This window comes from Aliiglaciecola sp. 3_MG-2023 (genome assembly GCF_030548205.1).
GTDB lineage: Bacteria > Pseudomonadota > Gammaproteobacteria > Enterobacterales > Alteromonadaceae > Aliiglaciecola.
In genome coordinates this window covers 167,940-192,780 of sequence record NZ_JAUORV010000006.1, presented here as the reverse complement: position 1 = coordinate 192,780, position 24,841 = coordinate 167,940, and the positions used below count along the sequence as shown (strand labels likewise).

At 41.1% G+C, this 24,841-nt stretch carries 13 protein-coding genes; 4 read left to right on the top strand and 9 right to left on the bottom strand.

All coding sequences use genetic code 11. The annotated features are described in order from the left end of the window. Positions 1-251 precede the first annotated feature (251 nt). On the top strand, positions 252-1,061 hold the full coding sequence (locus tag Q4574_RS08810) for an acyl-CoA thioesterase II (RefSeq protein WP_303473675.1): 810 nt from the start codon (positions 252-254) through the stop codon (positions 1,059-1,061). Between the two features lie 15 nt (positions 1,062-1,076). On the opposite strand, the gene Q4574_RS08805 is transcribed toward Q4574_RS08810, so the two are convergent. Further along, entirely contained in the window at positions 1,077-1,925 is an 849-nt protein-coding gene (locus Q4574_RS08805) for an HDOD domain-containing protein (protein WP_303473795.1), read from the bottom strand. 112 nt (positions 1,926-2,037) lie between these two features. Further along, on the bottom strand, positions 2,038-3,063 hold the full coding sequence (locus tag Q4574_RS08800) for a 2-dehydropantoate 2-reductase (protein ID WP_303473673.1): 1,026 nt from the start codon (positions 3,061-3,063) through the stop codon (positions 2,038-2,040). A 106-nt stretch (positions 3,064-3,169) separates the two neighbouring features. Between Q4574_RS08800 and Q4574_RS08795 the strand changes: the two genes are divergently transcribed. Next, on the top strand, positions 3,170-4,426 hold the full coding sequence (locus Q4574_RS08795) for a glycosyltransferase (protein WP_303473671.1): 1,257 nt from the start codon (positions 3,170-3,172) through the stop codon (positions 4,424-4,426). 23 nt (positions 4,427-4,449) lie between these two features. Here Q4574_RS08795 and Q4574_RS08790 read toward each other — a convergent pair whose 3' ends face one another. The 3 genes from Q4574_RS08790 to Q4574_RS08780 all read right to left on the bottom strand — a co-directional run bounded on the left by Q4574_RS08790 (position 4,450) and on the right by Q4574_RS08780 (position 8,280). Then, on the bottom strand, positions 4,450-6,006 hold the full coding sequence (locus Q4574_RS08790; RefSeq protein WP_303473669.1) for a bifunctional GNAT family N-acetyltransferase/carbon-nitrogen hydrolase family protein: 1,557 nt from the start codon (positions 6,004-6,006) through the stop codon (positions 4,450-4,452). Between the two features lie 52 nt (positions 6,007-6,058). Continuing rightward, positions 6,059-7,756: an aminotransferase class V-fold PLP-dependent enzyme gene (locus Q4574_RS08785; RefSeq protein ID WP_303473667.1), complete on the bottom strand. Its 1,698-nt coding sequence runs from the start codon at positions 7,754-7,756 to the stop codon at positions 6,059-6,061. A 140-nt stretch (positions 7,757-7,896) separates the two neighbouring features. Continuing rightward, positions 7,897-8,280 carry a DUF2750 domain-containing protein gene (locus Q4574_RS08780; RefSeq protein WP_303473665.1) on the bottom strand — a complete coding sequence of 128 codons (384 nt, stop codon included), beginning with the start codon at positions 8,278-8,280 and terminating at the stop codon, positions 7,897-7,899. A gap of 120 nt (positions 8,281-8,400) precedes the next feature. Here Q4574_RS08780 and Q4574_RS08775 point away from each other — a divergent pair, with 120 nt between their 5' ends. Continuing rightward, positions 8,401-12,690: a hypothetical protein gene (locus Q4574_RS08775; protein ID WP_303473663.1), complete on the top strand. Its 4,290-nt coding sequence runs from the start codon at positions 8,401-8,403 to the stop codon at positions 12,688-12,690. A gap of 149 nt (positions 12,691-12,839) precedes the next feature. Here Q4574_RS08775 and Q4574_RS08770 read toward each other — a convergent pair whose 3' ends face one another. Continuing rightward, on the bottom strand, positions 12,840-13,361 hold the full coding sequence (locus Q4574_RS08770) for a hypothetical protein (protein ID WP_303473660.1): 522 nt from the start codon (positions 13,359-13,361) through the stop codon (positions 12,840-12,842). A 199-nt stretch (positions 13,362-13,560) separates the two neighbouring features. Here Q4574_RS08770 and Q4574_RS08765 point away from each other — a divergent pair, with 199 nt between their 5' ends. Next, a complete protein-coding gene (locus Q4574_RS08765; protein WP_303473659.1) occupies positions 13,561-15,774 on the top strand; it encodes a hypothetical protein in 2,214 nt (737 codons plus the stop codon). Here the strand turns inward: Q4574_RS08765 and recD are convergent. The 3 genes from recD to recC are packed head-to-tail and all read right to left on the bottom strand — an operon-like array spanning position 15,771 to position 24,702. Continuing rightward, the gene (gene recD, locus Q4574_RS08760; RefSeq protein ID WP_303473657.1) at positions 15,771-17,687 is read right to left on the bottom strand and encodes an exodeoxyribonuclease V subunit alpha; all 1,917 of its coding nucleotides are present in this window, start codon (positions 17,685-17,687) and stop codon (positions 15,771-15,773) included. The genes Q4574_RS08765 and recD overlap by 4 nt on opposite strands. Further along, a complete protein-coding gene (recB, locus tag Q4574_RS08755) occupies positions 17,681-21,337 on the bottom strand; it encodes an exodeoxyribonuclease V subunit beta (protein ID WP_303473655.1) in 3,657 nt (1,218 codons plus the stop codon). The genes recD and recB overlap by 7 nt, the downstream gene beginning before the upstream one ends. Continuing rightward, positions 21,334-24,702 (bottom strand): exodeoxyribonuclease V subunit gamma, encoded by a 3,369-nt coding sequence (recC, locus tag Q4574_RS08750; protein ID WP_303473653.1) that lies wholly within the window; start codon positions 24,700-24,702, stop codon positions 21,334-21,336. Before recC ends, recB begins: the two co-directional genes overlap by 4 nt. Positions 24,703-24,841 lie beyond the last annotated feature (139 nt).

Below are 24,841 nucleotides of genomic sequence, written 5' to 3'. Positions count from 1 at the left end.
CCCACTTAGTATTCAAAACTGTCTTCATACTAATGACCTAAGGTTAAAAATAACAAGGAAACTTGTTAACTATATGTAAATAAAATAATTATCATCATAAAGATTGATAGTTCAGTTAATCCGCAGTATCAAAAGCAGCGAGATTGGAACTCTCTATTCCTCATATCTAGCGAGTTGCAAATTTTTAAAACCAAGCTGGACATCCGACCAGTTTGTCGTTATAAAAGCACCTCTTTTAAGGAAAAAAATATATGACAATAGATGAACTTCTCGCTCAGGCTAAAACCCATAGTCTTCATACAGAAGACCAAACCAGTTTGACAATTCCAAAAGAATGGGGCCAAGGCAGGACAGTATTTGGCGGATTATCTGCAGCCATTTTATATGCGGCAATACAGGTACAGGTTGATGATGATAGAGTGATGCGCTCGTTTAATTGTAATTTTGTTGGTCCGTTACTTGTCGATACCCAATTCGAGATAGTTGTAGAGATTTTGCGTCAGGGTAAAAATGCCACTCAAGCGCTGGGACGAATTATTCAAGATGGAAAAACATGTGTTTCTTGCCAAGTTTGTTTTGGAGTCGCGAGAAAATCAAAAGTTGTGGTGAAGAACAATGATACTCACACCATGGAAAAGCCACGCAAAGGGATGTTTTTGCCGCAAATTCCAAAATTAACCCCAAAGTTTTTGCGTTACTATGATCTATCCCTTGTGGAGGGTCGAATGCCTTTCACTGGCAGTAAGAAGAGCAAAATACATGGCTGGATGCGATTTAAAAATCCACCTAAAGAAATGTCCGATGCACACTTAATCAGCTTAATTGATGCCTGGCCTCCCGCGGTACTGCAAATGTTACGTTTACCGGCCCCCGCAAGTACAATGAGTTGGAATATTGAGTTTATTCATCCTCATCAAGACTTATCTCCTTCAGACTGGTTTGCCGTCAATATTATCACCAGACAAGCTGCGGATGGATATGCCCATACAGAAGGGAATATTTGGGATCAAAAGGGAGAGCTCATTGCAATCAGTCGCCAAACAGTGGGCGTGTTCGACTAACACATTAGTGGTAGTTTACATTACAGACGCAGCAGCGGGGTTAAACATCGCAAGGACGCTTAAGCTTTGCATGCCAACATGACTCAAAGCTGCATCTAAATCACTGTCTTCTAATCCTAATTTTTCGTACAACTCGACTTCTAAATTGGCGTGTCCAGAATAAATTTCTGGATTACAATTATCTAAGGCCAATATATAACTTAATTGCATTATTTGCTGTTCGACATCTGTCGCTTCATGTTGACTAAAATGTTGGTTACGTATGGGGGCAATTATCGCTTCGGGTATGCCCCACATTTTAACCAAGGTAGAGCCAATATCCGCATAAGATGCTCCACCCAATAATTTAAGTTGCAGCTCCAATGGCGTTTCGTTTTCATTGATTTGAGCGCATTGTTTGGCGATATCAGGGTTAAACCGGATCATAATCAGCTCTCCCACATTATGCAGAAGACCAGATACAAAGATTCGCTCAGACTCCCTAAGCTTTTTGCGCTCAGCAAAGTATTTACACAATAAAGCGCAACAAACTGCATTCTCCCAATAGCGCTCTAAGTCAATCACGCTGGAATCTAGTTCAGCAAAGGTTTTGCAAATACTAAAGGCCACCACTAAGTCATATACGGAATTGGTGCCAATCACCTGAATGGCTTTAGAAACGGTTTCTATTTTGTTAGGGAATTTGTAGAGCGCGCTGTTGGCTATTTTTAAAATTTGAACAGTTAAAGCTGGATCGAAATTGATTACACTAGCAATGTCATCCATGCAGCTAGAATCATCATCGATCAATTTTCTAACCTTAATTACTGAATCAGGCAACACGAAAATGTCTTTCGCTTCAGAAGCATAGTCCAATGCATGCATCAATTACTCTCCGTTCAACCATTTCAATTTCAGTGTAGCTAATTTAACAAATTTTACCTTAAAGAGGGAACTTTTATTATCCATTCGGTGTAAAAAATACTCCAAATCGTAATTATTCATGCTTTCCTACTAAATTATACAAGTCTTCTGCAGAAAATGACTTCCTATTAGTTGCTTGATGGTTGGTTAGCCCCTTGACTAATCCAATCACTTTTTTATTTACTGGTGTATCTATACCTAAGCTTGCTCCTTGCTCCACAATGACACCATTTAGGTAATCAATTTCCGTTTGCTTGCCATTGGCAATATCCCACCACATTGAGGTTCTCACGTTTTCGTCAATAGCCAACATTTTATTGGCGAGGATTTTAAATATACCATCAGGTAAGCTCAATACTAATGGCAAGTATTTAGCTGCAACAGAGGTCACTTTGGGTAACACAATCCCTTTTGCATCAGTGACTAACAGTAGCTCACGCATCATTTGTGCAATCACTAACCTATACTTTCGTTGCTGGAGCATCGACTTTACTGGAATATCAGCCAATGCATTAACGCTATTTCCAAGGTTAAGTTGTAGCTTAGCCCACAATAATTCAGTCATTTGATTACGACGGGTAACGGGCAGAATTGGCGAATCAATACAAGCGACGAGCTGCTCAGTGAATTGCTCATCATCGCTACTGTCCTCGATTGTCAACATACCTTCGGAACCGCGATGATAGTGAGCATCGCCTAATACAACCACGTTAAACGGCACCATGGCGCGTAATACCCGATTATTAGGAAACGTCTGTTTGATGATGTTTTCTGATCCAAGACCATTTTGACAACAAATAATAGTGGTTTGCGGCTGCACCACAGATTGTAATTGCGCCAATGCGCCTGCTACTCCCGTACATTTTACCGTTAGCCATATCACATCAAAATCCTGAGCGGATGCCTCATGGGATAACAAAAATGCTAAATTCTCAATTGTCACTTTGTGCTGAAGGTAATCGGTTAAAACTATTCCTTGAGCGAGTTTATCCATGATCTGTTGGCGGGCCAATAAAGTCACATTTTGCTTTTTGTGGGCTAAACTTCCCCCCAAATAACACCCTATTAAACCTGCACCAAAGACTAAATGTTTCGACATAACCTGTCCGTTGTTTTCTCTTTTCGACTATCTTAGGTCTTTCCCACTTTACTACATAACGTTATCATCCACGACCTCTACTAAATAGCGAAGATTAGATAGTTACATGAGCCAACCCGTTACCAGCAAACCTAAACAGCTTTTAGCCATAGGATACGTATGGCCTGAACCAAATTCATCGGCTGCCGGAAAGCATATGCTAAGCTTGTTGGAAACCTTTAAAACTGCGGGTTATCAGATTTGTTTTGCCAGTCCAGCTGCCCAAGGCGAACACAAAATTGATCTAGCTAAACTGGGAATCGAAGAAGTAAGTATTGCGTTAAATCATAGCTCTTTCGATGAGTTTATTCGTCAACTCAATCCCCAAGTAGTGCTTTTTGATCGTTTTATGATGGAAGAACAATTTTCTTGGCGCGTGGCTAAAAACTGTCCTGATGCATTACGAATTTTAGATACCGAAGATCTGCATTTCTTGCGAGATGCTCGCCATAAAGCCCATAAACAATCGCGACAAGTAACCGAGTTAGACTTAAAAAGTGATATGGCCATGCGCGAAATTGCCGCTATCTATCGTTGTGACCTAACCTTGATAATCTCAGATTATGAAATGGCGATGTTGCAGGAACAGTTCAAGGTGCCAGCAGAATTACTGCATTATTGCCCTTTTATGTTAAATCTTAGCCAACTACAACCATCGTCAATAAGCTTTAGCCAACGCCAACATTTTATCAGTATCGGCAACTTCCGCCATGCCCCAAATTGGGATGCAGTGTTATATTTAAAACAAAGCATATGGCCGCTCATTCGCAAACAAATTCCAGCAGCGGAATTACACATATATGGTGCATATCCGCCACCTAAAGCCACCGATTTACACAGTCCTAAGACCGGTTTTTATGTAGATGGATGGGCTGAAGATGCATTCACTGTATTACAACAAAGCAAAGTCTGTATTGCGCCCTTGCGTTTTGGCGCAGGCTTAAAAGGCAAATTAGCTGATGCGATGTGGACAGGCACTCCGTCAGTGACGACAAGTGTTGGTAGTCAAGGAATGAATGATGGTTCAAAATGGCCTGGAGCTATTGCTGATGATCCACAAGAGATAGCAGCTCATGCTGTGCGTTTATACCAAGATGCTGAACAGTGGCAACTTGCCTCTGAATATGGCTATCAAGTGTTGAGTGAGCGTTTCGACTCAGACGTCATTCAAGGGCAACTCCTGGCAAAAGTAGCAAATTGCATTGAAACTTTAGCGCAGCGAAGATTAAATAATTTTACCGGGATGATGTTGCAACACCACTTTCACAAAAGTACCCAATATATGTCACAGTGGATAGAAGCGAAAAACGCCCATCCAAAGTGACCTATTGATTATCTCACATTTGCTTATTTGACTTGCTTAACGATACTTTTTTCGCCTAACCATTCTATCCGGTAGAGATCCCGCCGTTTATCTAAAAAGTTACGTACAGAACCGGTGTTTTGTAAAATTTGTAACTTATTCAAATCAACATCAACAATTAAGGTCATTTCAGTATTGGGTGTGGTTTCCGCCATTACCGCATCATGGGGGAAGGCAAAGTCAGAAGGTGAAAATACGGCGGTTTGCCCGTATTGAATATCAACGTTATCAACCTTGGGTAAGTTGCCAATACTGCCTGCAATTGCCACGTAACATTCATTTTCAATGGCGCGGGCTTGAGCACAACGTTTCACCCGCAGATACCCATTTTTTGTATCTGTCCAAAATGGCACAAATAATATTTGCATTTCCTCTTCACTAAGCAAACGAGCAAGCTCAGGGAATTCCACGTCGTAACAAATCAGCACGCCAATACGACCAAAGTCAGTATCGAATAATGTCAGTCTATCGCCCCCTTCCATGGCCCAATCTTTCTTCTCTGACGGGGTTGGATGGAGTTTATATTGAGACTCAATGGTACCATCGCGTTTACAAATGTAGGCTACGTTATACAATAAATCCTCTTCAATGAGGGGCATTGAACCGGCAATAATATTGATGTTGTAGCTTACCGCCATGTGGGAAACTGCATTGAGTATTTCTTCGGTATAGGTTGATAAATGCTTAATGGCTTCAATTGAGGAGCTCTGATCACCCAGCCCCATTAACGGTGCGTTAAAAAACTCAGGGAAAAGCGCCACATCACAACGATAGTCTGACAAAGCATCGACAAAATATTCGAACTGTTGCAGCAACTCCTCCACACTTTCCATTTCACGCATTTGCCACTGCACACAACCAATTCGCACTGAATCTTTTTGATGACCAAAGAGCTTACGTTCTTTAGGTTCATAATAGATATTGAACCATTCCAACAACGTTGCATACCCTTCAGACTCTTTGTCTTCAGGCATGTAACCACGCAGAACGCGTTTTACTTCAAAATCATTGGATAATTGAAAGGTTAGAATGGGATCATATAAATCTCTGCGTTTCACCGCTTCTATATATTTTTGAGGCGAAAGTTCATGGCTATGATTTTTATAGTTGGGAATACGTCCACCTAGAATAATGGCGCGTAAATTTAAACTTTGACACAACTCTTTACGCGCCTCGTAAAGCCGTCTGCCAAGTCGTAAATTTCGGTACTCTGGATCGACAAACACCTCAATTCCGTAAAGAACATCACCATTGGGATCGTGTGTAGTTAAATACGAATTCCCGGTAATTTCATCATAGGTATGTTCATCACCAAATTTATCGTAATCCACAATAACTGAAAAAGCCGCGGCCACAACTTTACCGTCATCCTCGATGCAGATTTGACCATCCCTGAAGATTTTTAGCATCGCCAAGTAACGTTTTTTGGTAATTGAGCCTCCTAAATTGGGGTAAACCTTGTTCATGATAATTTTGAGCACGTCAAAATCGGATTCGGTTAGATTTCGAGCGAGTAATTTGACTTCATTTTCTTGAGACATATATTTCCTATCATTAGGCTTTAGAATTGCTAAGCACAACTAAATCCAAGGCTTAGCCGTGTTTCTTGGCGTAATCTTGGATTTTCTCAATTACCGCGGCAAGACCATTGCCACGGGATTCACTAAGGTGTCGGTCTAACTGTATCTCAGACAAATATAATTTGTAATCAAATGCTAAAACAAATTCTGCCGTTTGGTTTTGGATGGGTTCTAAAATGATAGCTAACAGCCCGCGGACTATTTTACTGCTTGCATCAACTTCAAATATTAAACGATTGGAAGGGCTGGTTTGGCAAACCAGCCATACCTGAGACTCGCAGCCAAATACTTCTGAATCAGGCGTTTTGTTGGTTTCAGCTAAACGGGCCAGAGTTTTTCCCGCCAACATAATTTGCCGAAAAACTTGATCCCATCCCCGAGCAGATTTGATGGAATCCGTTAATGGAGTTGCTTGCTTAGCATCACTTAAAATAGGGCGACTCTCTGACGCTATGCTTGTTTTACTGCTATTATCTTGGTGATTTACATGGGTAGCATCAGGTTGCTGTAACTGATGAATGGCGGCTTTTAGTTGAGCAATAAAAAAGTCGATTTCAGCAAAGGTATTGTAACAACTTAACGACACCCTAATGGTGCCCAAAATGTTCAGTGCTTTCATCATCGGCATCGCACAGTGATGCCCTACTCTTAGGCCTATTCCTTTTTCAGCAAGCAAAATACCAATATCCTGACTATCCTGGCCTGTTACGGTAAAAGATAAGGTCGCAATTCGATTCTCTAGATCGCCATACACACTAACCTCAGGTATGATTTTAATCTGAGTGAGTAAATAATCGATTAATGCTGTTTCATGTTGAATAATTTGGCTTCGGTGGTTATCAATAAACGCCAACGCTTCTTTGAGGGCTAAAATGCCTTCGATATGTGGGGTCCCGGCTTCGAACTTCAGAGGGCTAGGCTGATAAGTGGTTGAATGAAAGTCAACGGTTTTGACCATCTCACCGCCGGTGAGAAACACCGGTAACTTTTCAAGTGCTTTTTGTTTGCCATAGAGCACGCCTGTGCCGGTTGGAGCAAATGCCTTATGACCGCTAAACACCAAAAAGTCACAATCTAACTTAGTTACATCTATGCACAAGTGTGCAACAGCTTGTGCAGCATCAATTAAGGAAATCGCATTCAAGGCTTTGGCCTTAACTAGAAATGGTTCAACTGGTTGAATACTGCCTAGGGCATTTGACACCAATGCTAGAGCAACAATACAGGTTTTCTCCGTTAACAGAGCCAATCCTTTTTCTAGATCCCAAACCCCAGACTGATCAATGGGGATCACATCGATTTGTAAGTTCTTTTTATCTGCAAGCACTTGCCAAGGAACAATATTGGCATGATGTTCTGTGGCAGATAGTAAAATACGGCCGCCTGCAGGAAAGTCTATTTCAGCTAATGATTTAGCAACCAAATTGATGCTTTCAGTTGCACCTTTGGTAAATACAATTTGCTCTTTTTGTTGCGCCCCGATGAATTGCTGAACATAGGCCCTAGCATCTTCAAAATCAGCCGTTGTCTGATTCGCTAACGCAAATGACGAACGATGCACATTGGCATTTTTAAATACATAATAATCGTGAATATTGGCCAACACACTCTGCGGCTTCTGGGTAGTTGCAGCATTATCAAAATAGATTAGTTCAGCATTATTTGCATGTTGAAAAAACGGAAACAGATGACGTAGAGAAGTATCTTTCATAGGGGTATTATTTAGCACTAATATGGGTGAAAATCAGTTTAAATATCACCCAGAACGTTTTTCTGGGTGATATTCACAAACAAGGTGAAAACAGAAGAATAAGGAAGATAGTTTCATTCTATTTTCTGTGTCATAAACAGCTATTCCATTTGCTCCTCAAAACACTCGGTCAACTCTTTAGCATCAAGCATAATGCCTTCTTCGTCTTCACTCAGTGGAAAGACCAATATCAAAGTTCCATTTTTTTCCATTCCAGGTAACCATTGTTGTAACCAATCATCCAGCGTGATCTGTTTAGGCTTACAATCTGGAAAATCATTCTTCTCCCATGCTTTCGCAAAGGATTCACTGGGCCAAATGGGTAAACAGGCGTCTTCTTCTGCTTGAAGTAAAAGCCAACCATTTTCACCAAACAATCCCCACAACTCTTTGCTTTCAATGATTCTAGATAACGCATATTCAAAGCGTGCTTCAGGTTGTAATTTACTGATATTAATAAACTCTTCCGTAGATGGTTCTGGCATCACATTTTCCTTTTACATTGCCAAATTTCATTAACTGCAACTTATTAGACCAAAATTTAATCATTTAGCTTGCAAAATACACAATTTGATAGCTTAATTATCCTAATAGGGAAAATTATTATGCCATTGGAAACTGTGAAATCGTCTTTTGCCTCACCCAATCGAAAAACTTGGGTATATGGCGTTTTGATTCTGCTGATCTTTGCAGCATTAGGTTACTACACTCTTCTAAATCAAAAGGATCGCACCGCTAACCATGACTATTATAGAGTGCTTTATGAAGCTTCCAATGAATTTAAAGAAAATTTAAATAAATTAGACAGTATGCACCGCTACAAAGAGGGTGTTTCATCCATACGCTCATTGCTTCCGAGTTATACCCGAAAAGCCGATTCGGAACAAAACCTTTTACATGCTGATGGTTTTCAATACTCCATCGCGGGACAAACGTTACTGGTTAGCGCTGATTTAGAGACTGAGAACGAACCATTCCAAGCGGAATTATCTTTTGAAGATATTCTTCCCAATCCAAAGAGAGGATTCAGCCAGTATTTATTCGCAGATAAAGACGGTAAAGTGATTGCGACTGTGGGGGATGAAAATACCATTTCCATCGTTGAGTTACGCAGTATTAACCAACAAATACAACGGAAGAACAAGCAGTTCCAGTTTAACTTCAGTGAATCTGAGAAAGCAGGTGAAAGCTCCGATACTCCGCCCCTACCCAGTTACAGCAACCATGTAGACATGAAAATATCCTATGGTGAATTTCGCGTATTTGTATTTCCATTTGCATTAGAAATACCCTTGAAAAAAACCTCTGCTGTAGAAAAAGACGGTGATCAGAAGAAAATAGTAGAACTGGACAAGTTATATCTTGTGGGGTTACTACCACAAAGCAAACTCAGCAATAGGGAAAATAACGATTGGAACCTGTCTTTGTTGGTTGTCACCCTAGTGAGTTTATTGTTCATATGGTGCTTATTAAAGTTATTTTTACTGCCACAAAATCAATCTATTACTCGCTCATTTCGGTTATTGACAGTGGCTTCAAGTTACGCTTTTTTTGTTGTCATCATAGCCTTAGCATTGGGCTACATGCAAAAGTCATTATTGCAATTAGAAAAAGATCAAAAAGCGACTGAATACGCCCATTATTTAGACCAAAAACTACGAAAAGATATCAATGACGTTTTCACTCGATTAGAACAATATAAAACCTTTTATACGGAGATTCTGCAAACCTTAGGGACTTTTTCAGCGTTTTCGCAAGCTTATACCGACTTTACAAGTGACGACCTCAATACCTTTAACCAATCAATGAAAAAAGCGATTCTCAGTCTCAATGCAGAACATTGTATTAACGGCAAACCTGCTTATTGGCTGCCGGGTAGTGCCAGTACCCCAAATAAAACCTATGATATCAATTACGATTGCTCACTATCCCCAGATGATCCGCAATTTATGCAGTTAGCATTCGATGAGCATGCGATAAATGTGATGTTGAAAGCCTTTCGTTCAAACAAAGCTGACGATGTCACCTTAGATTTTTATTCCAATAATCAGAAGCTTGAACTTACTCCTGAAGAATCATTGAACACTTCAGTTGTAGCGCCATTTTTACAACATCAATCCCGTAGCATATTATCCTCATTCGCCATCAACAAAGAAGGCAACTCGGTGCTTCCGTCTTTGAATTTTCAAGAGAGCAATGCCTTACCGGCAACCTTTAATTTGTCACATCGAAACTATTATAAAAAAGTGCGAGATCAAAAAGGCTGGGATATTGAAAGACACGTACCCAGCGTTCAGGCGAATAATTCATCCCCACAAATTGACGAACAAGGTGTTGAGTCCACAAGTGCCTCTTCTACCCTATTCAAAAACGTTTTTATTCAGCGTTTATTAAATGTAACCAATGGTACTCGCGGTACAACAATCTCAATGCCTATCTCCCCCCTAAAAAATAGCAAAACCTATGATTATATTTTGGCTGCCGATGTACTATTGCCCTCAATGACCTTAGGTCAATCTCCGCCGTACGACTTTAATTACATGGTGGTTGATCGCAGTACTGGGAACGTGTTATTTCACAATGATTCAAGCCGTTCCTTAGTCGAAAATTTGTATTTTACCGGGGATAATCATTCAGCTCTCAGTAAATGGCTTAAAGCAGGCTTAGATCATTATCCCGAATTAGGAAAAGAACTTCTGCAAGGCACATACCATGGACAAAGTGGACGCTTTGCCATTTCCAGCACCGCCGTCGACAGGTGGGCAATTGTCGTTTTCTACCCCAACGATAGCTTACAAACCTTTATGACCAATCAATTTCTTTATGTAATGACTACATTCGCGGTGATTATTGCCTTGATGGTCATGGGAATATACGCCGTTCGCCATTTTATTTGGACCAGTACCCTTAAAGAAAAACTCAGATTACCAGCCAAACTTAATGTACGACTGGTCATGTTAGTCAGCTCTGTACTTTTTAGTGCAAGCTATTGTTTGTATTTCATCGGGCATAATATCGACTCCCTTTTTAACCACTTTGAAGGTATAAATTGGTCACTCTGGTTGCCGATTATAGGGTTATCAATTGCCACGGTCTTTGTTTATCGAGGCTGTTACAATCACTTTTGTTTCCCTTTTAATCAACTAGATACTTCTACCTTGCACTCTGCAAAACGCGGTTCAAGACAATTAATTGTGGCCGTGCTAATAGCCATAGCAATTCACTTTTTGTATCTACAAAAAACCGCGAATACCCCAGAAAAATCCATCAACTTTCACTATCAACAACTTGCTTGTAACTGGCTTAATTATGAACGTCAAGAAATCAATTCTATCGGCTTGAGCCGCTATCCCAATTCAATTACGTCAAATCGCATCCCCCCGGTTAACTTACTTCCAATTGACTCGAATTGGCGTCAGCACTTAACCTCTAAAGGCGGAGATTGTCAGAATCTATCAACCCAAATTCACCCAGACGATTATCCTAGTTTAAGTTCGGTGTTTAGCGCCACTTACTTATGGCAATGGATAAATATCTATATTCTAGACCGGGAACTTGCCGCTAATTATCAGCCAAACTCTGATTTTCGAACATTCGAGCACACTGAGCCTGAGGGTTTAGTCAGTTCTATCTTATTTTACATTGCGCTTTTCGCGGTAATTATCTGGGCATGGTTTCGGTTTAATACGCAACTGTTGTGGAATCGCTTGTATTGCCCAGAACGCTTTTTACAGCATATCAATAGAATGACGCGTTCAGTCCAAACATTGCAGTTAGAGCAGCGCAACCACAACTTAAAAATTGAATGTGACACCATTAAATTAAATGGCATTGGATTATCTCTACTACTACGAAGTATTGCTTTACAAGAAGCGAATACTGATAAGGATCGCCCAGTAACCCATCTCCTAGCTGGGTTTGAGACCTTGTTTTCAATGAGCCCCTGTTTACAAAACTTCAGTGTGGAAAATAGCTTTTTGCCTAATTTAAAACTGAATATTGTGCAAAAAGAGAATGGCAAAATTGCCGTTGAAATTTGGGATATAGAGACCTGTCTGGAAAAAAGTAAATTTAGACAATTATTACTCGAATTAATCATGGAGATAAAATCCCTAACCCTATCAGGACAACTGGATAGTTTTACCATTTTTACGGGATTCCACAGTCTACAACGAGTGAAAATGAAAGATCCACTAATGTTAGATCAGAGCAGCGTGCTGGATCACGCCGAATATCTATCCTGGGCAGAATGTTTGATGGACTTTATCGTTGTGATCCCCGATAGCTTTAAGCAAGGTATTGACTGGCAAATGGTCAGAGAAGAAGTCAATGGATTTCCAGAGTTGCAATTCCTGCAAGAGGAATTTGAACAAGGGGAACAACAAGACTCCTGGAACCATGTTTGGAGGCGAGATGAACAACTAAACATTGAAAGCCGCTGGAGTACTATCAACTATATTTTGCTTAATGCAGAAGCCCTTTATCGATTTAAGTGGGAATCATGTTCAAGTGCAGAGAAACTGGCGTTGCTGAATTTAGCTAAACGTCAGAAACTCAATCCGGCCAACACCCAAATGATTGAACACTTAGCATTAAATGGGTTAATTACCGTCCGTAAAGGCAATATTGAAGTCATAAACCGTAGTTTTACCCATTTCATTTTACATGCAGAGACAAAAGCAACATTGAACCAATTGGTGAAACAAGGCGAAGAAGGTTTGTGGAAAAATTATCGACTTCCCCTCGGCGTTATCATCATATTAATTATTGGCGGTATTGCCCTAACCTCTGGGGAGTCAATCTATATCATTGCAGCGTCAATGGCCGGTGTATTGGGCACGATTGCCAGTGTCACCAACAGTGCCAACCTATTGCGCGGGCAAATGCGAGAATGACGTTTCAACACCGAGGTCGTCATAAGTGGAACTGCCCCCTAATAATTTAAAAGTGACAGCACTAGTTACCGGGCTAACCGCCATGGTTACCACACTACAAGGTAACCAAGCACGGCTATAAGGGTACTAGGGATAATGAGGGCAACAGCTTATTGAGTGGATTTTTCATCTCGCTCATTTAAATGAGAAATAGGCGTATTACCTAACATTGGCACGGGAGGTTTAGGGTATTCATTCCAATAGGTAATATGCAACTCTAAGTTACTTTGCCAACTTTCATCCCCACCAGCAGGATACTGACCTTTGATTAATGCCTCAGCACTCACTCCAGGAAACTGCAATTGAGAAGGTTCAGAATCCATAATTTCCAGACCAGCAGCTTTGGCGAATTTGTGAAATTGTGCCCAATAATTATCTAATTCAGAACTCTCTAATGGTGTTCCTTGCTGTGGGAGCACTACCCCAAATTTACACGCCAGACCATATTGAAATACAGACAACCAAGGTTTTTCAGCGGCTCCTTGGGTGTGAAGTTCTTGTTGTTGCACCGGCGTACGGTAGCCTTCAATTAACTGTATAGGATTATTTTTTTGTTCAAGATGGGTAATCAATCCTTGTACTTTTTCACGCATGATAGGGTGTAAATTGTTAAGAAGCGTATTGAGTGTCATGATTATTTTCCTTATGTTCCTGCTTTTAAAAAAACGCAAATATTGCGTTAAATTTTTATGCACTACTTTAAAAAATCACTATAAACATCATTACTTTACACTTAAACTCAATAGTTGCATATTTTTTAACCACCTTGGTTTATACTTTTAACAAAAGTTTTTCGTCATCCACAAGACATTGTCATCAAAAGGAAACCTAATGAGTGTCTTTATTGCAGAGTTGAGAAGACGCAATGTATTCAATGTTATCGCAGGTTATGCGGTGGTTGGATGGTTAATTATGCAATTAGCCGTTGTACTGGAAAGCGCATTGCACTTACCTGTATGGTTTGACACAGTGGCGACCATTTTAGTTATTTTTGGCTTTCCTATTGCAGTATTGCTCGCTTGGATTTTTCAGTTTACCGCCAAAGGACTGGTTCGCACTCCCAAAAACCCCGCATTAAGTAAAGGGGTCAATTCCAAAAATACCATTACTGTTTTTACGCTTACGGGAATAATTAGCGCAGGGCTGATCACCTTTATGTGGCTGCATTTGGGAAAGACCTCCTTGGTCGATGCCAATACAGAAAATCAGCAGCCTAGTCCAAAGCCACCAATCAATGCGGTTTCCAGCTCTGCCACCCAATCAATAGCCGTTTTACCCTTTGACGATTTTTCTGCAAGTAATGACCAACGCTATTTTGGTCATGGTATTTCTGAAGAGTTGCTTAATTTATTAAGCCGCATCAAAGGACTAAGAGTTGTTTCCCGCACTTCTTCTTTTGCATTTATTGACAAAGATTCAACCGTAAGTGAAATCTCCAAAGCCCTTAACGTGGCACACATCTTAGAAGGAAGCATACGAAAGTCGGGTAATACTATCCGCATTACGGCTCAACTGATTAATGGGCAAACTGATGAGCATATCTGGTCACAAACATATGATCGTCCCCTATCAGCAGAAAATTTATTTGCCGTACAAGACGAAATAGCCAGTAAAATAATTCAACAACTGAAAGGTAAATTGACGGTAGTGCCGTTAAAAGACTCCGATAAAACTCTATCTTTAGAAGCCTATGAACTTTATTTGCAAGCCCGTGAAAGTCAAAAGTTACGCTCACCGGAAAGTTTAGCCCTAGCCGCTCAGAAATTTACCAAGGTCATTGATTTAGATCCCAATTTCGCCCCAGCCTACTCCGGTTTATCTGAAACCTATTTGTTGATGGAAGCTTACGCCGGTATGGATAAACAAGCATCCCAACAAAAGGCGACACCGCTAGTGACCCGGGCACTTGAGTTAGCGCCTAACTCTGCAGAGGTACTCTCTGGAGCAGCATACTTAGCTAAAGATAAAAATACAGCCGCTTCCATCAAACAAGCGCAACACTATGCCACCTTAGCCATTGAAGCCAATCATAATTATGCCAATGCTTATTTTCTTTTAGGCGGCATTTTGTGGGAGCAAGGTAAGTTACAGGCAGCAATAAAACAGTACAAGAAAGCAAGATTGCTGGATCCGTTGTCGAGTAATATTTTAAGTAATCTGGGCCGTATTTATTTATTCATTGACGATAAAATTAACGCCAAAATCATTGGTGACGACTTAGTTAGACTGCACCCTAATCAGCCCTTTGGTTATAGTGTTTTAGCCGATCTGGCGTTTAAAAATGGAGACTATTCCAACTCACATAACATGCTACAAAGCGCTTATGCCTTGAATCAACAAAGTACCAGCATCAACAGAAACTTAGCAAGATTGTACAATTTAGTGGGGCTATATCAGCATGCCCTCTGGTATAACGACAGCGCGACAAGCCAGGTTTGGTATGGCATTTACACAGACGACCTAGGCTTAGCAAGTAAGCAGCTAAGCAAGGTGAAAGACATGACAGATATTGCCTGGTTTTTATATTATTTGCGAGACTATGAAAAGACCAATCAAATTGTCAACGGGTATATTGAAGCTTACCAATTACTCGACAGACCGATTGAAAGCGCAGCCAGCGCGGACTTTATGATTGCTTTGGCACAAACCCGAAAAGTGTTAGGAGAAAACAACGAACAGCTGTTAAGCATGCTATCTGATTACCTGCAGGATAAACCCACTGAGCAAGTTGATAGCGTCAATGAGATTAAACAACGTACCTTATTGGCAATGCTCACCGGCAACAAGCAACAAAGTTATAGATGGATTCAGCGAATGATATCTTTGGGCTATGTTATGACCTTTATTGATCCTATTTTTGATGAGGTAAGAAGTGATCCCGAATTCCAAGACACCCAAAATGCCATGGGAGCCTTGAGGGATACATATCAAGGCCGAATTAAAGCCCAATTAGCATCCCCTAATCCTGTTTGGATAGTGCCTACTGGCAAAATTCAAGACCCTAACAACTCGCTTTCCTTGACGTCAATGGGCGAAGACATCTAATCAGATAGCCTTTGTGCTAAGCCGCTGCTACGCAGACAGACATTATTGATACACGTTTGCAGGCTTTGTGGATGGCTATATAAGACAAAGGTTTCCCTGGCCCGCGTGAGTCCGGTATAAAATAATTCACGACTTAAGCCTTTAGCCCCAGGGTTTAATCTGACATCAGGCAAACACAGGTACACGTGATTAAATTCTGACCCCTGGCTTTTGTGAATAGTCATTGCATAAACTGGTTGATGTTCCGGTAATCGACTCAGCAGCACCCCCTTGAAACCACTTTCTGCGGTTTTAAACCAAGCTTTTATTAATTTTGGGTTTTCAGGATCCGGCATCACAATACCGACGTCACCATTAAACAACCCTAAGTTATGGTCGTTGCGTGTTAGCATAATAGGTCTGCCTACATAATCTTTTTCATCCTTTGAAATAAAGCCTTGGCGGTCTAACTCCAAAGTGACCTGATAATTAATATTGTCCACTCCCCACTCACCGGATTTATGGGCACACAGGATTTGCTGATTTAATAGGTGCACAAAGCCTTGCTTTAAATCCGCTTTTTTCACAGACGAAAAATAAGCATTTAATTGACTAGCATACTGACGGGCAAATATATTTATATTGCCCTCTTGATACCAACTTAAGGTTTCCTGATTACTATCCGACAGCACTGATAACACGCCATCTACGTCACCCTCAATGGTTTTCTCAGCCAACAAACCAATGCCACTATCTGATGGAAATCGATGACTTTTTTGTAGCTTAACTAAGCAATCGGCAATAGGGCTGTTCACCTTATCGTCTGTTGGTTGAGGAATATGTTGCTCGCACATCTGCGTAATTTGTTGTCCGGTGTGAACTGAATATTCGGGGTTTGTTTTACCTAGCAAGGCCGCATAACAAATATCAGACAACACACTGCCAGTCTCAACGGAGGAAAGCTGGTTATGATCACCTAGTAATATTACTTTTGTTTGCTTGGGAACGGCACTAAGTAATTTGTACATTAAGGGTAAATCGACCATTGAAGCTTCATCCACAATCAATGCATCCATATGCAATAAATTTTCGGCATTATGTTTGAACTCAATTTTGCCCGTTTGTGTCCCTAACAGCCGATGAATGGTACTTGTTTGCAGATCTAGCCCTGCTTGGTAGGCTTTCGGTAGTTTTTGTCCAACAGAGACTATGGATTCGGTTAAACGGGCCGCCGCTTTCCCCGTTGGCGCAACTAATTGTACTTTTAGCTCTTTCCCATCAGACCTTTGTAAGGCAAATAACAAAGCCAATAGTTTTGCCACTGTGGTGGTTTTACCGGTACCAGGTCCGCCGGTTATCAGGCTAAAATTGCGTGTTGCCGCTATGCCAACGGCCACTTTTTGCCAATCTATTTCTGTTTGTACTTGTGATAGTGAATGCTCAACCTGCTCTGTGGATGTTTTCTGATTAGGCTGTGCAAACAATTCATGAATAATCGGTTTCACAATTTCAACAGATACGTTAGTTTCTACCCTTAATTTTTGTTGAATAATATGGGTTAAGCCTAGTTCGTATTGATGATAACGCTGTAAATACACCGCATTTTGCTCAAATATGAGTGGTTTTTGAGGATTTTCATTACTAGAAGCCGAAACGCAATAGCTCTCATTAAGTGCATCAATTAGCTCGTTAATATTCGAAAAACCCAGCACTTTAAGCTGCTTATAGGAGAGTTCATTTAAGTTTAAACAGCTATGCTGTTGACTCAAACGTTGACTCACCAAACCTGCCAACAGCGCGATTTTGTCATTTAAGTGCTTTTCATGCTGATAGATAAAATGTGCAAACGCACTGTCTAAATCTGACAGGCCAAGAGCGCTAATCTCACCTTTACAGCGATCAAAAAAATGCGTATTCAATAGACTATTTACCATAAATCCATCTGCTCCTGAGTACTGCTTTGCTTGGACGTTATGGACGTTTCGGGATTTCCTTGGAAAAGCCTATCTAAGGATTCAATAATACTTTTTTCTGGTTTGTAGAAATAAATTCCACTGCCCTTATGATACTCAGACATTCCACGCAAGAACCAATAATAGGCTCCACCAACGTGCCGGTCGTAATCGTAATCGATTAACTTACTTTTCAGAAAACGGTGCAGAGCTAAAACATAGAGTAAAGACTGCAAGTGATAATCATGCTCGACCATGGCTCTTTGCATTTTCTCTTCGCTGTAGTCAGCATAATCTGACCCTAGATAATTAGATTTATAGTCTGCAACGTAAAAACACCCATCAATACAAAAGGTTAAATCGATAAAACCTTTTAACATCCCATGTAATTGAGAAAATTGATATTGCCGCTTGCTGGTCTTAAATACTTTGTTGATCAATTGATTGAAAGGCTCTGCTTGAACTGATTTAAGCGGTAAATGAAACTCCATTTCTGGACAAACCTGAGCTTTGCTCAAAGATGCCAGGCTAAACTCAAGATTCGCATTTTGTGTAGTAGGAAGGGCTATTCGGGTGTTTAACACCTCTGTCAGCCAGCTTTCTACAGTAGCGTTCCACTGAGGATCAATACCGAACCAACTCCCCTGTTGCTCTATCATCTGCGAAAGTTGACTGGGTTGCTGAAAATCAATATTTTCTAATACACCATGCAAAAACGAACCTGCTTGTGCGCCGCGGGTAAACTCAAATCGATTTAGACATGGTTGTTCAGCGGTTAAAGGATTGTTGCCAAGTTCTGCAACGTGATTAGGATCAATAGTATCCTCCCCTTCACTTTCATCGGTTCCAGGCTGCTCATGTTCAACGTGAAATTGGTTGCGCGCGATGGCCGAATAACTGGTAATTCGCCAATTGCCATCAATGGGAGTGTCTAGTTGATTAACTGCCAAGTGGGCTTCATCTTGGGACTTTTCTCCCCGATATTGCAATACTTCCGCGCCAACAGATACTTCTTGGTAACCGATGTCCCCAATAGTCTGCAAACTGCGAATTTGTTGCCCGATATAAGTGTTGCTTGGCTCACTGCTTGCCGAGCACAGTAATTTACCTAGTGCAGAATGAAATAAACCAGAACGAGACTGACTTTTCCCCATAGATGGATTCCACACGCCTACAAAACAATTATAAACCGCACGGGTGAGCGCAACATATAACAGCCGAGTATCTTCGGCCAAACGTTCAAAATCTGCTTTCTCCAGATTTTCAGGGGTATTTTCAAAATCCATGGTCAAATCTAAATTTTGATCATGGAATAGTGCCTCAGTTGCAAGCTTAAAAGAGCACCCGAAAGGTACAAAGACATAAGGAAATTCTAGCCCTTTGGAAGCATGAATAGTAATGATCTGTACCAAATTACCATCGGTTTCCAAACGTAATTGATGGGATTCATTGTTATGGTCCGGCTGCTGTATCTGTTGCCCTAGCCAATACAACAGTTGATTATCACCTGGGGTGACAGCACTTTGCTGCTGCAACATTTCCACTAAATGCCTGAGATCCGTTAAACGGCGCATGCCATCATTGCAATGTGTCATCAAGCGGGTATACACATTGAAATGCTGCATAACTTGGTTTAGCGCCATCATAATGCCAAAACGCTGCCAGTTATGTTGCCAATGAACAAATGATTCCACAATCTGCTGCCATGCTGATTCATCGGTAAATAACTGATCTAGTTCATCACTGTTAAAACACATGAGTTCACTGGTCAACGCGGCTTTAATTCGTCGCTCATCAGACGGGTTTACTAAGGCATCTAGAAGTCGGTATAAATCCATGGCAATTTCAGTAGCATAAACGCTGTGGCGAACCAAAAATACGCTATCGACTCCCCGCATCGCCAATGCCTGTTTAACTAGATTGGCTTCATTTCGATCTTTCACCAGAACACAACATTCTCCGGCTTTCAGTTTGCATTTTTGCTGTTCATCTTCTATTTGTTTTACTAATTCACCCTGTTGCAACAAATCGACGATGATATTGGCTGTATGACCAGCTAACTCATTTTTAGCATCTTTGTTACTGATTATCTCTTTGGCACCCTGTAAGTGATAGAAAGTTAAACTGGCGTAGTCGCTTTCATTAGTGCGCAATTGCGTAGACGAAGATGCCGCCGCGACCGGTAAAAATGGAATGGCCTGGTCAAACAGAAAACCATTTTCACTGTTGACGAATAATTGATTGACGGCATCAACCAAGGCTTGCTGAGAGCGCCAATTGGTTGCCAAGGTAAACTGCTTTTGACTGCCAATCTGCTGCTTAGCTTGAATATAAGTGTAAATATCCGCGCCTCTGAATCCATAAATTGCCTGTTTAGGATCACCGATCATTATTAATGAATAAGCCAATTGATGGTCGTCGTGAAGTGGATAAACTTGACTGAATACACTCAATTGACAATGATCGGTATCTTGAAACTCATCAATCATGGCGGCGGGAAACTGCTGACGTATGAGCTCCCCTAACGTTGCACCATTTTCCCCCAGCAAACCATCATTTAAACGGGTAAGTAAGTCATTGGGCGATAGTTTACTGCTTCTAGCTTTAAACTCTTCTAAGTTACTTCGTACCTGTACTAACGCACTATTTTGAACGCCAATACTCAGTGTACTGATGAATGTTTGCCGCAGCGTTTCAGTGAGTTCAAATCGTTGGAAATCCAGATTTGTTAATTCAGGGCTAGCCTTAGACCGGGCCTTTGCCACTTTTTCTGGGAAAAAGTCGGTCCATCCGTTGTCGAAAGGACAAACTAAAGAGTCACTTTGGCAGAATGCGTCCATGCTGTGATAGATGTTAGGTTTGCCAAGCTTAGTATTCCCTTTAAGTTTTGCTTGCTGTAATTGCGCTGAGACATTTTCCGTCAGCCACCACTGTTTGAGGCTATTTGTTTGCTCATTGAGTTGCGCTAATAAGTCTTGGGCATCGGCGATTGTTACCTGTTTACTGGGTAAAAACTCGCGCTCCAAAATCCCTTTTAACGACTTAATTAATTGCTCGGGCCCGGACCAAATATTACGAATGTACTCAACCATGTTTTTTGACAAAGGAACAATGGCACTGCGCCAATAGTCTTCTACCGCTTGTTGTATCCAGGTCGATTGATCTAATTCCAACTGCTCATCAAACACGCTACCGCTAGCAAACGCGTGCTCCGACAACATGCGCTGACTAAAACCATGAATAGTGAAAATAGCAGCTTCATCCATTTGTCGAGACGCTAGCAACAAAGTTTCACATGCCAATTCAATATCAGAGGTATCGTCGATTAACTGCTGAATAAAGTCGTCGCTACTGCTACCTCGATAAAAATCCAAATAAGCAGTTTGTAAACGTCGACCTATGCGCTGCTTAAGCTCTGCTGTAGCAGCGTTGGTAAAGGTCACCACTAAAATTTGCTCAACACCCAACCCCAGGCGTTGATGGGATTTTGCATCCCTTAACCCCTCGCATTGGTGTCCCAGCAATAAGCGTAAATACAAGTTAACGATGGTGTAAGTTTTACCCGTGCCAGCACTCGCTTCAATAAGCGATGCGCCTAAAAGTGGATAGGAATAAGTATCAAGAGGGTTCATTTCGATACCTTATAATCAAAAATTGGCGCTAAAATTGTTTCACTCAGTTGCTGAAATTCAGCAAAGTTAACGGATAAATCAGGACATACTCGATGAATATTGGTTTCTTGACCTTCACCTGTACTAAAGTTCGAGCCATTAAACTCAGCTAAGGTTTTGTCTATATCTTGGGTCTCAAACCATTTTTTCGCGCTATTAGCAAAAAACATAGGAGGTTTATTCAAACCTTCCCTATAAATCGTTAGTAAACTGGTTAACAGAGCTAATGCTTGCTTTTGGGGTACAATCGACAGCTCGAAAGGTTTTTCAATACTTAAATACCGCGCTACACCACTGTTTCGTTCAGAGGATGCGCAGTAACATAGCCATTTCAACCAAAGTTCAATGATATCTTTACCGCGCATTTTAGCCCCTCGGTATAGCACTAAATCAGTGCTATAAATTTGCTTTAACCAACCTTGAATAGTGCCGTTAGCTAACACGAGATCAACTTCCACTAAACTGGCTTTTTTAGCTTTCACATTATCAATCAATTGGCTACGAAGGGTCTCAGATGCTTGCCAAACTTGTTGAAAACTCAAAGGTGCTGCTGTACCTGTAGGTAGCTTGCCTTGTGCCAGGTAGTCTTCATAAAACTGTTGTTTAAAGGCCGCTTCATCCATATCGTGTTTGAGCATTGCCTCTAACATGCTTTCATTTAACTGATACCGGGTTAAAGAATCAATTTCAAAAGGTTCTTCATCTACCAATTCATTAAAGTACAACGATAAATTAGTTCGCCAACGTTGACGAAAGAAATACTTTGGGGGATTTTGGAAAAACGCAATCAAATCATTCAATTCTACCACTGGGCCATCATCTTCTAATTGACTGGGTAAGCTGTGATTAAAAAAGTGAGCGTTTTCACTTTCGATCATTTTCGCATTTAATACGTTTAACCAAATCGACTGATAACTTTGCAGGCTGTTGCTGTTATCAAAATACTGTTTTGAAAATGGCTGTAAACCGTGTTTTTGTAGTAAGTGGCCATTGAGTTGTTGTTGGGTTTGCTCAACTGGCAAAGCTAGAGTGTCTTCAAGACAAAATACCTGCTGGCAGTAATCTAATAACTCAGTCACCAAAATCGAAGGGTTTCGTTCTGAGTTATCGCGGCTACTATTGCCTAGAAAGCTAATATATAACTCATTACGAGCAGATAAGATTGCCTCTAAAAACAAATAACGATCGTCCATTCTTCTGGAGCGATCCCCTCTACGGTTTTGGCTTTCACGCATTAAATCAAAACCGATTGGCACAGTTTGACGTGGATAGTCCTGGTCGTTCATCCCCAGTAAACAGACCAATTTAAAGGGAATACTGCGCATTGGCATTAAAGTACAGAAATTCACTTTGCCAGCTAAAAAGCGCTGCCCTACCCCTTTGTCTTGCAGGCGTTGGGATAATTCGGCCACAAAAATGTCCTGACTCACTTGTTGATTAAACTGTTTAACGTGCCCCTGAATACTCTCCAATGCTTGACGTAATTGATTTAAATAGACCTGCTCATTTTCATCAACCGCATAAATGCGCTCGATAAAAGATAAACTCTGTTTTACCTTATTATCTAAGGTGTCGCTGGTTGAGCAAAAGGTGAGTATATCCTGCAGTAATAAAGCAAAACGATATAGCTTCCCTAGGGCTATGGCACGTTGTCCTTCTATATTCTTGTATGGGGCAATGGGTGGGCTATCAGATTCGGCCCGGGCAAATAGAAAGTCGCCGCTTAATGCGTAACCTGACAATAAACGTTCAAGTGCGAAAATCAGTGTGTTTTGTGGTTCCTCTGGCACCGACCAGCGGTGTTTATCCGCACCACTCAACCCCCAACGGAAACCAACTTCAATTAACCAATCGCGGATATCTTCATATTCATTGGCAGCAATATCGAAACATTTTTGGATAGCTGGGATTTCTAAAAACACCAGTGATTCAGACAGGCTGATGCGACTGTGGTGTAAACTCAATAAATTAATGAAGCTTTCTATAATGTGAGATTCTTGGGAGGCGTTGCGGTCAGAAATACCATAGGGAATAAACAACTCAGACTCCGCACTGCCAAAAACGCCATCGATATAAGGGGCGTAAGCCGCCACATCAGGCATCATTACCACAATATCCGAAGGCTTTAATTCTGCATCTTGCGAAAAATGTTGCAGTAAATGGTCGTGTAACACCTCAAGCTCTCTGACTTTCGAATGGCAACTATGAATTTGCAGCGATTTATCATTTTCTGTTATTTCAATTTTGGGGTAAGCCAGCCCATTACTCAATAACTCATCTGCATGCAATGGCGGCTGCGTATCACGCATGGTTAATTCACATATTTCATGCTGTAGCCAATCCAACAATGTATTGGGCTGCACCTCAACAAATATATCGGTGGGTTGTGCATGACTTTCCATTAGCATTTCAAAATAATCACGCCCGGGCTTCCCCCAACTCGCCAATAACGGGTTGCCCACGTCATACAATGCACTGCGCTCTGAGTGGGTGTCACCTTCTTTTAGTTTATGGCGACTCAAGGTGTTTTCATCCACAATGTCGCCCCAAAAATGTTGACTGGGATTACACCAAAACAAAAATACTTCACGATGTTCAGCTAAACCTTGAAATACGTCTAGTTGTTGTTGTGGCAAGGTAGATATGCCAAACACGTACAGCGGCTTTTGCTCAGATTCCGGCTCACTTTGTGCGATTCGCTGAAGCAACTGCGCGTGCAAATTGGCACGATGATAAACAGACTCATGTAGTTTTTGGGTTTGTGCCACCAAGGCGCGCCAAAGAATGGGTTGCCAAAGGTGTGAAGTGAGCACCTTACCATCAACGCTGTTTTCTCCGGTTTCCCACAGGTTAATCCACTCGGGCCGATACACTTGATATTGATCGTACACGTCGGCGATTTTTTGACAGAGTTGATAGAACTTTAGGTCTCGGTCTCCATTTAAATAAAGATTAATTTCACTAAATTCAGGGGCGTCTAGAAAATCTTCAAGAATACTCATTAACTTCCAAACCATATTAGGTTTAGTAAATGCGGAAGTTTCAGGCAAATCATTAAAAAAGCATTTGTATTGTTGCCAGATATAGCTTGACGGTAGTGGAAATTCGATGTTAGCCGCCACGCCTAGGGTTTCGGCAATGGCAATTTTAATCCATTGCGCCATACCCGGGCTCTGCACAATGATGGTGTCAGGAATAAGTAAAGCGTTCAAATTTTCGCTATACGATTGCTGTTGGAAAACGTCTGGCGACGACTTTGGTGATAACTTATCTAACAAATCAGCCAGTAACACTTCCATTTTATTTGACTGAATTAAATGTAACACACAACACCCTTTTCCATTTTATTCCACAACTTATCGGTTTATCAGAAGTCATGTTAGCGCGTTTAAACCAGTTCCAGCAATCACAAATAACCCCGTTTTCAAAACCGCTGACTATCTTTATTTTCAACTCAGTAGCTTT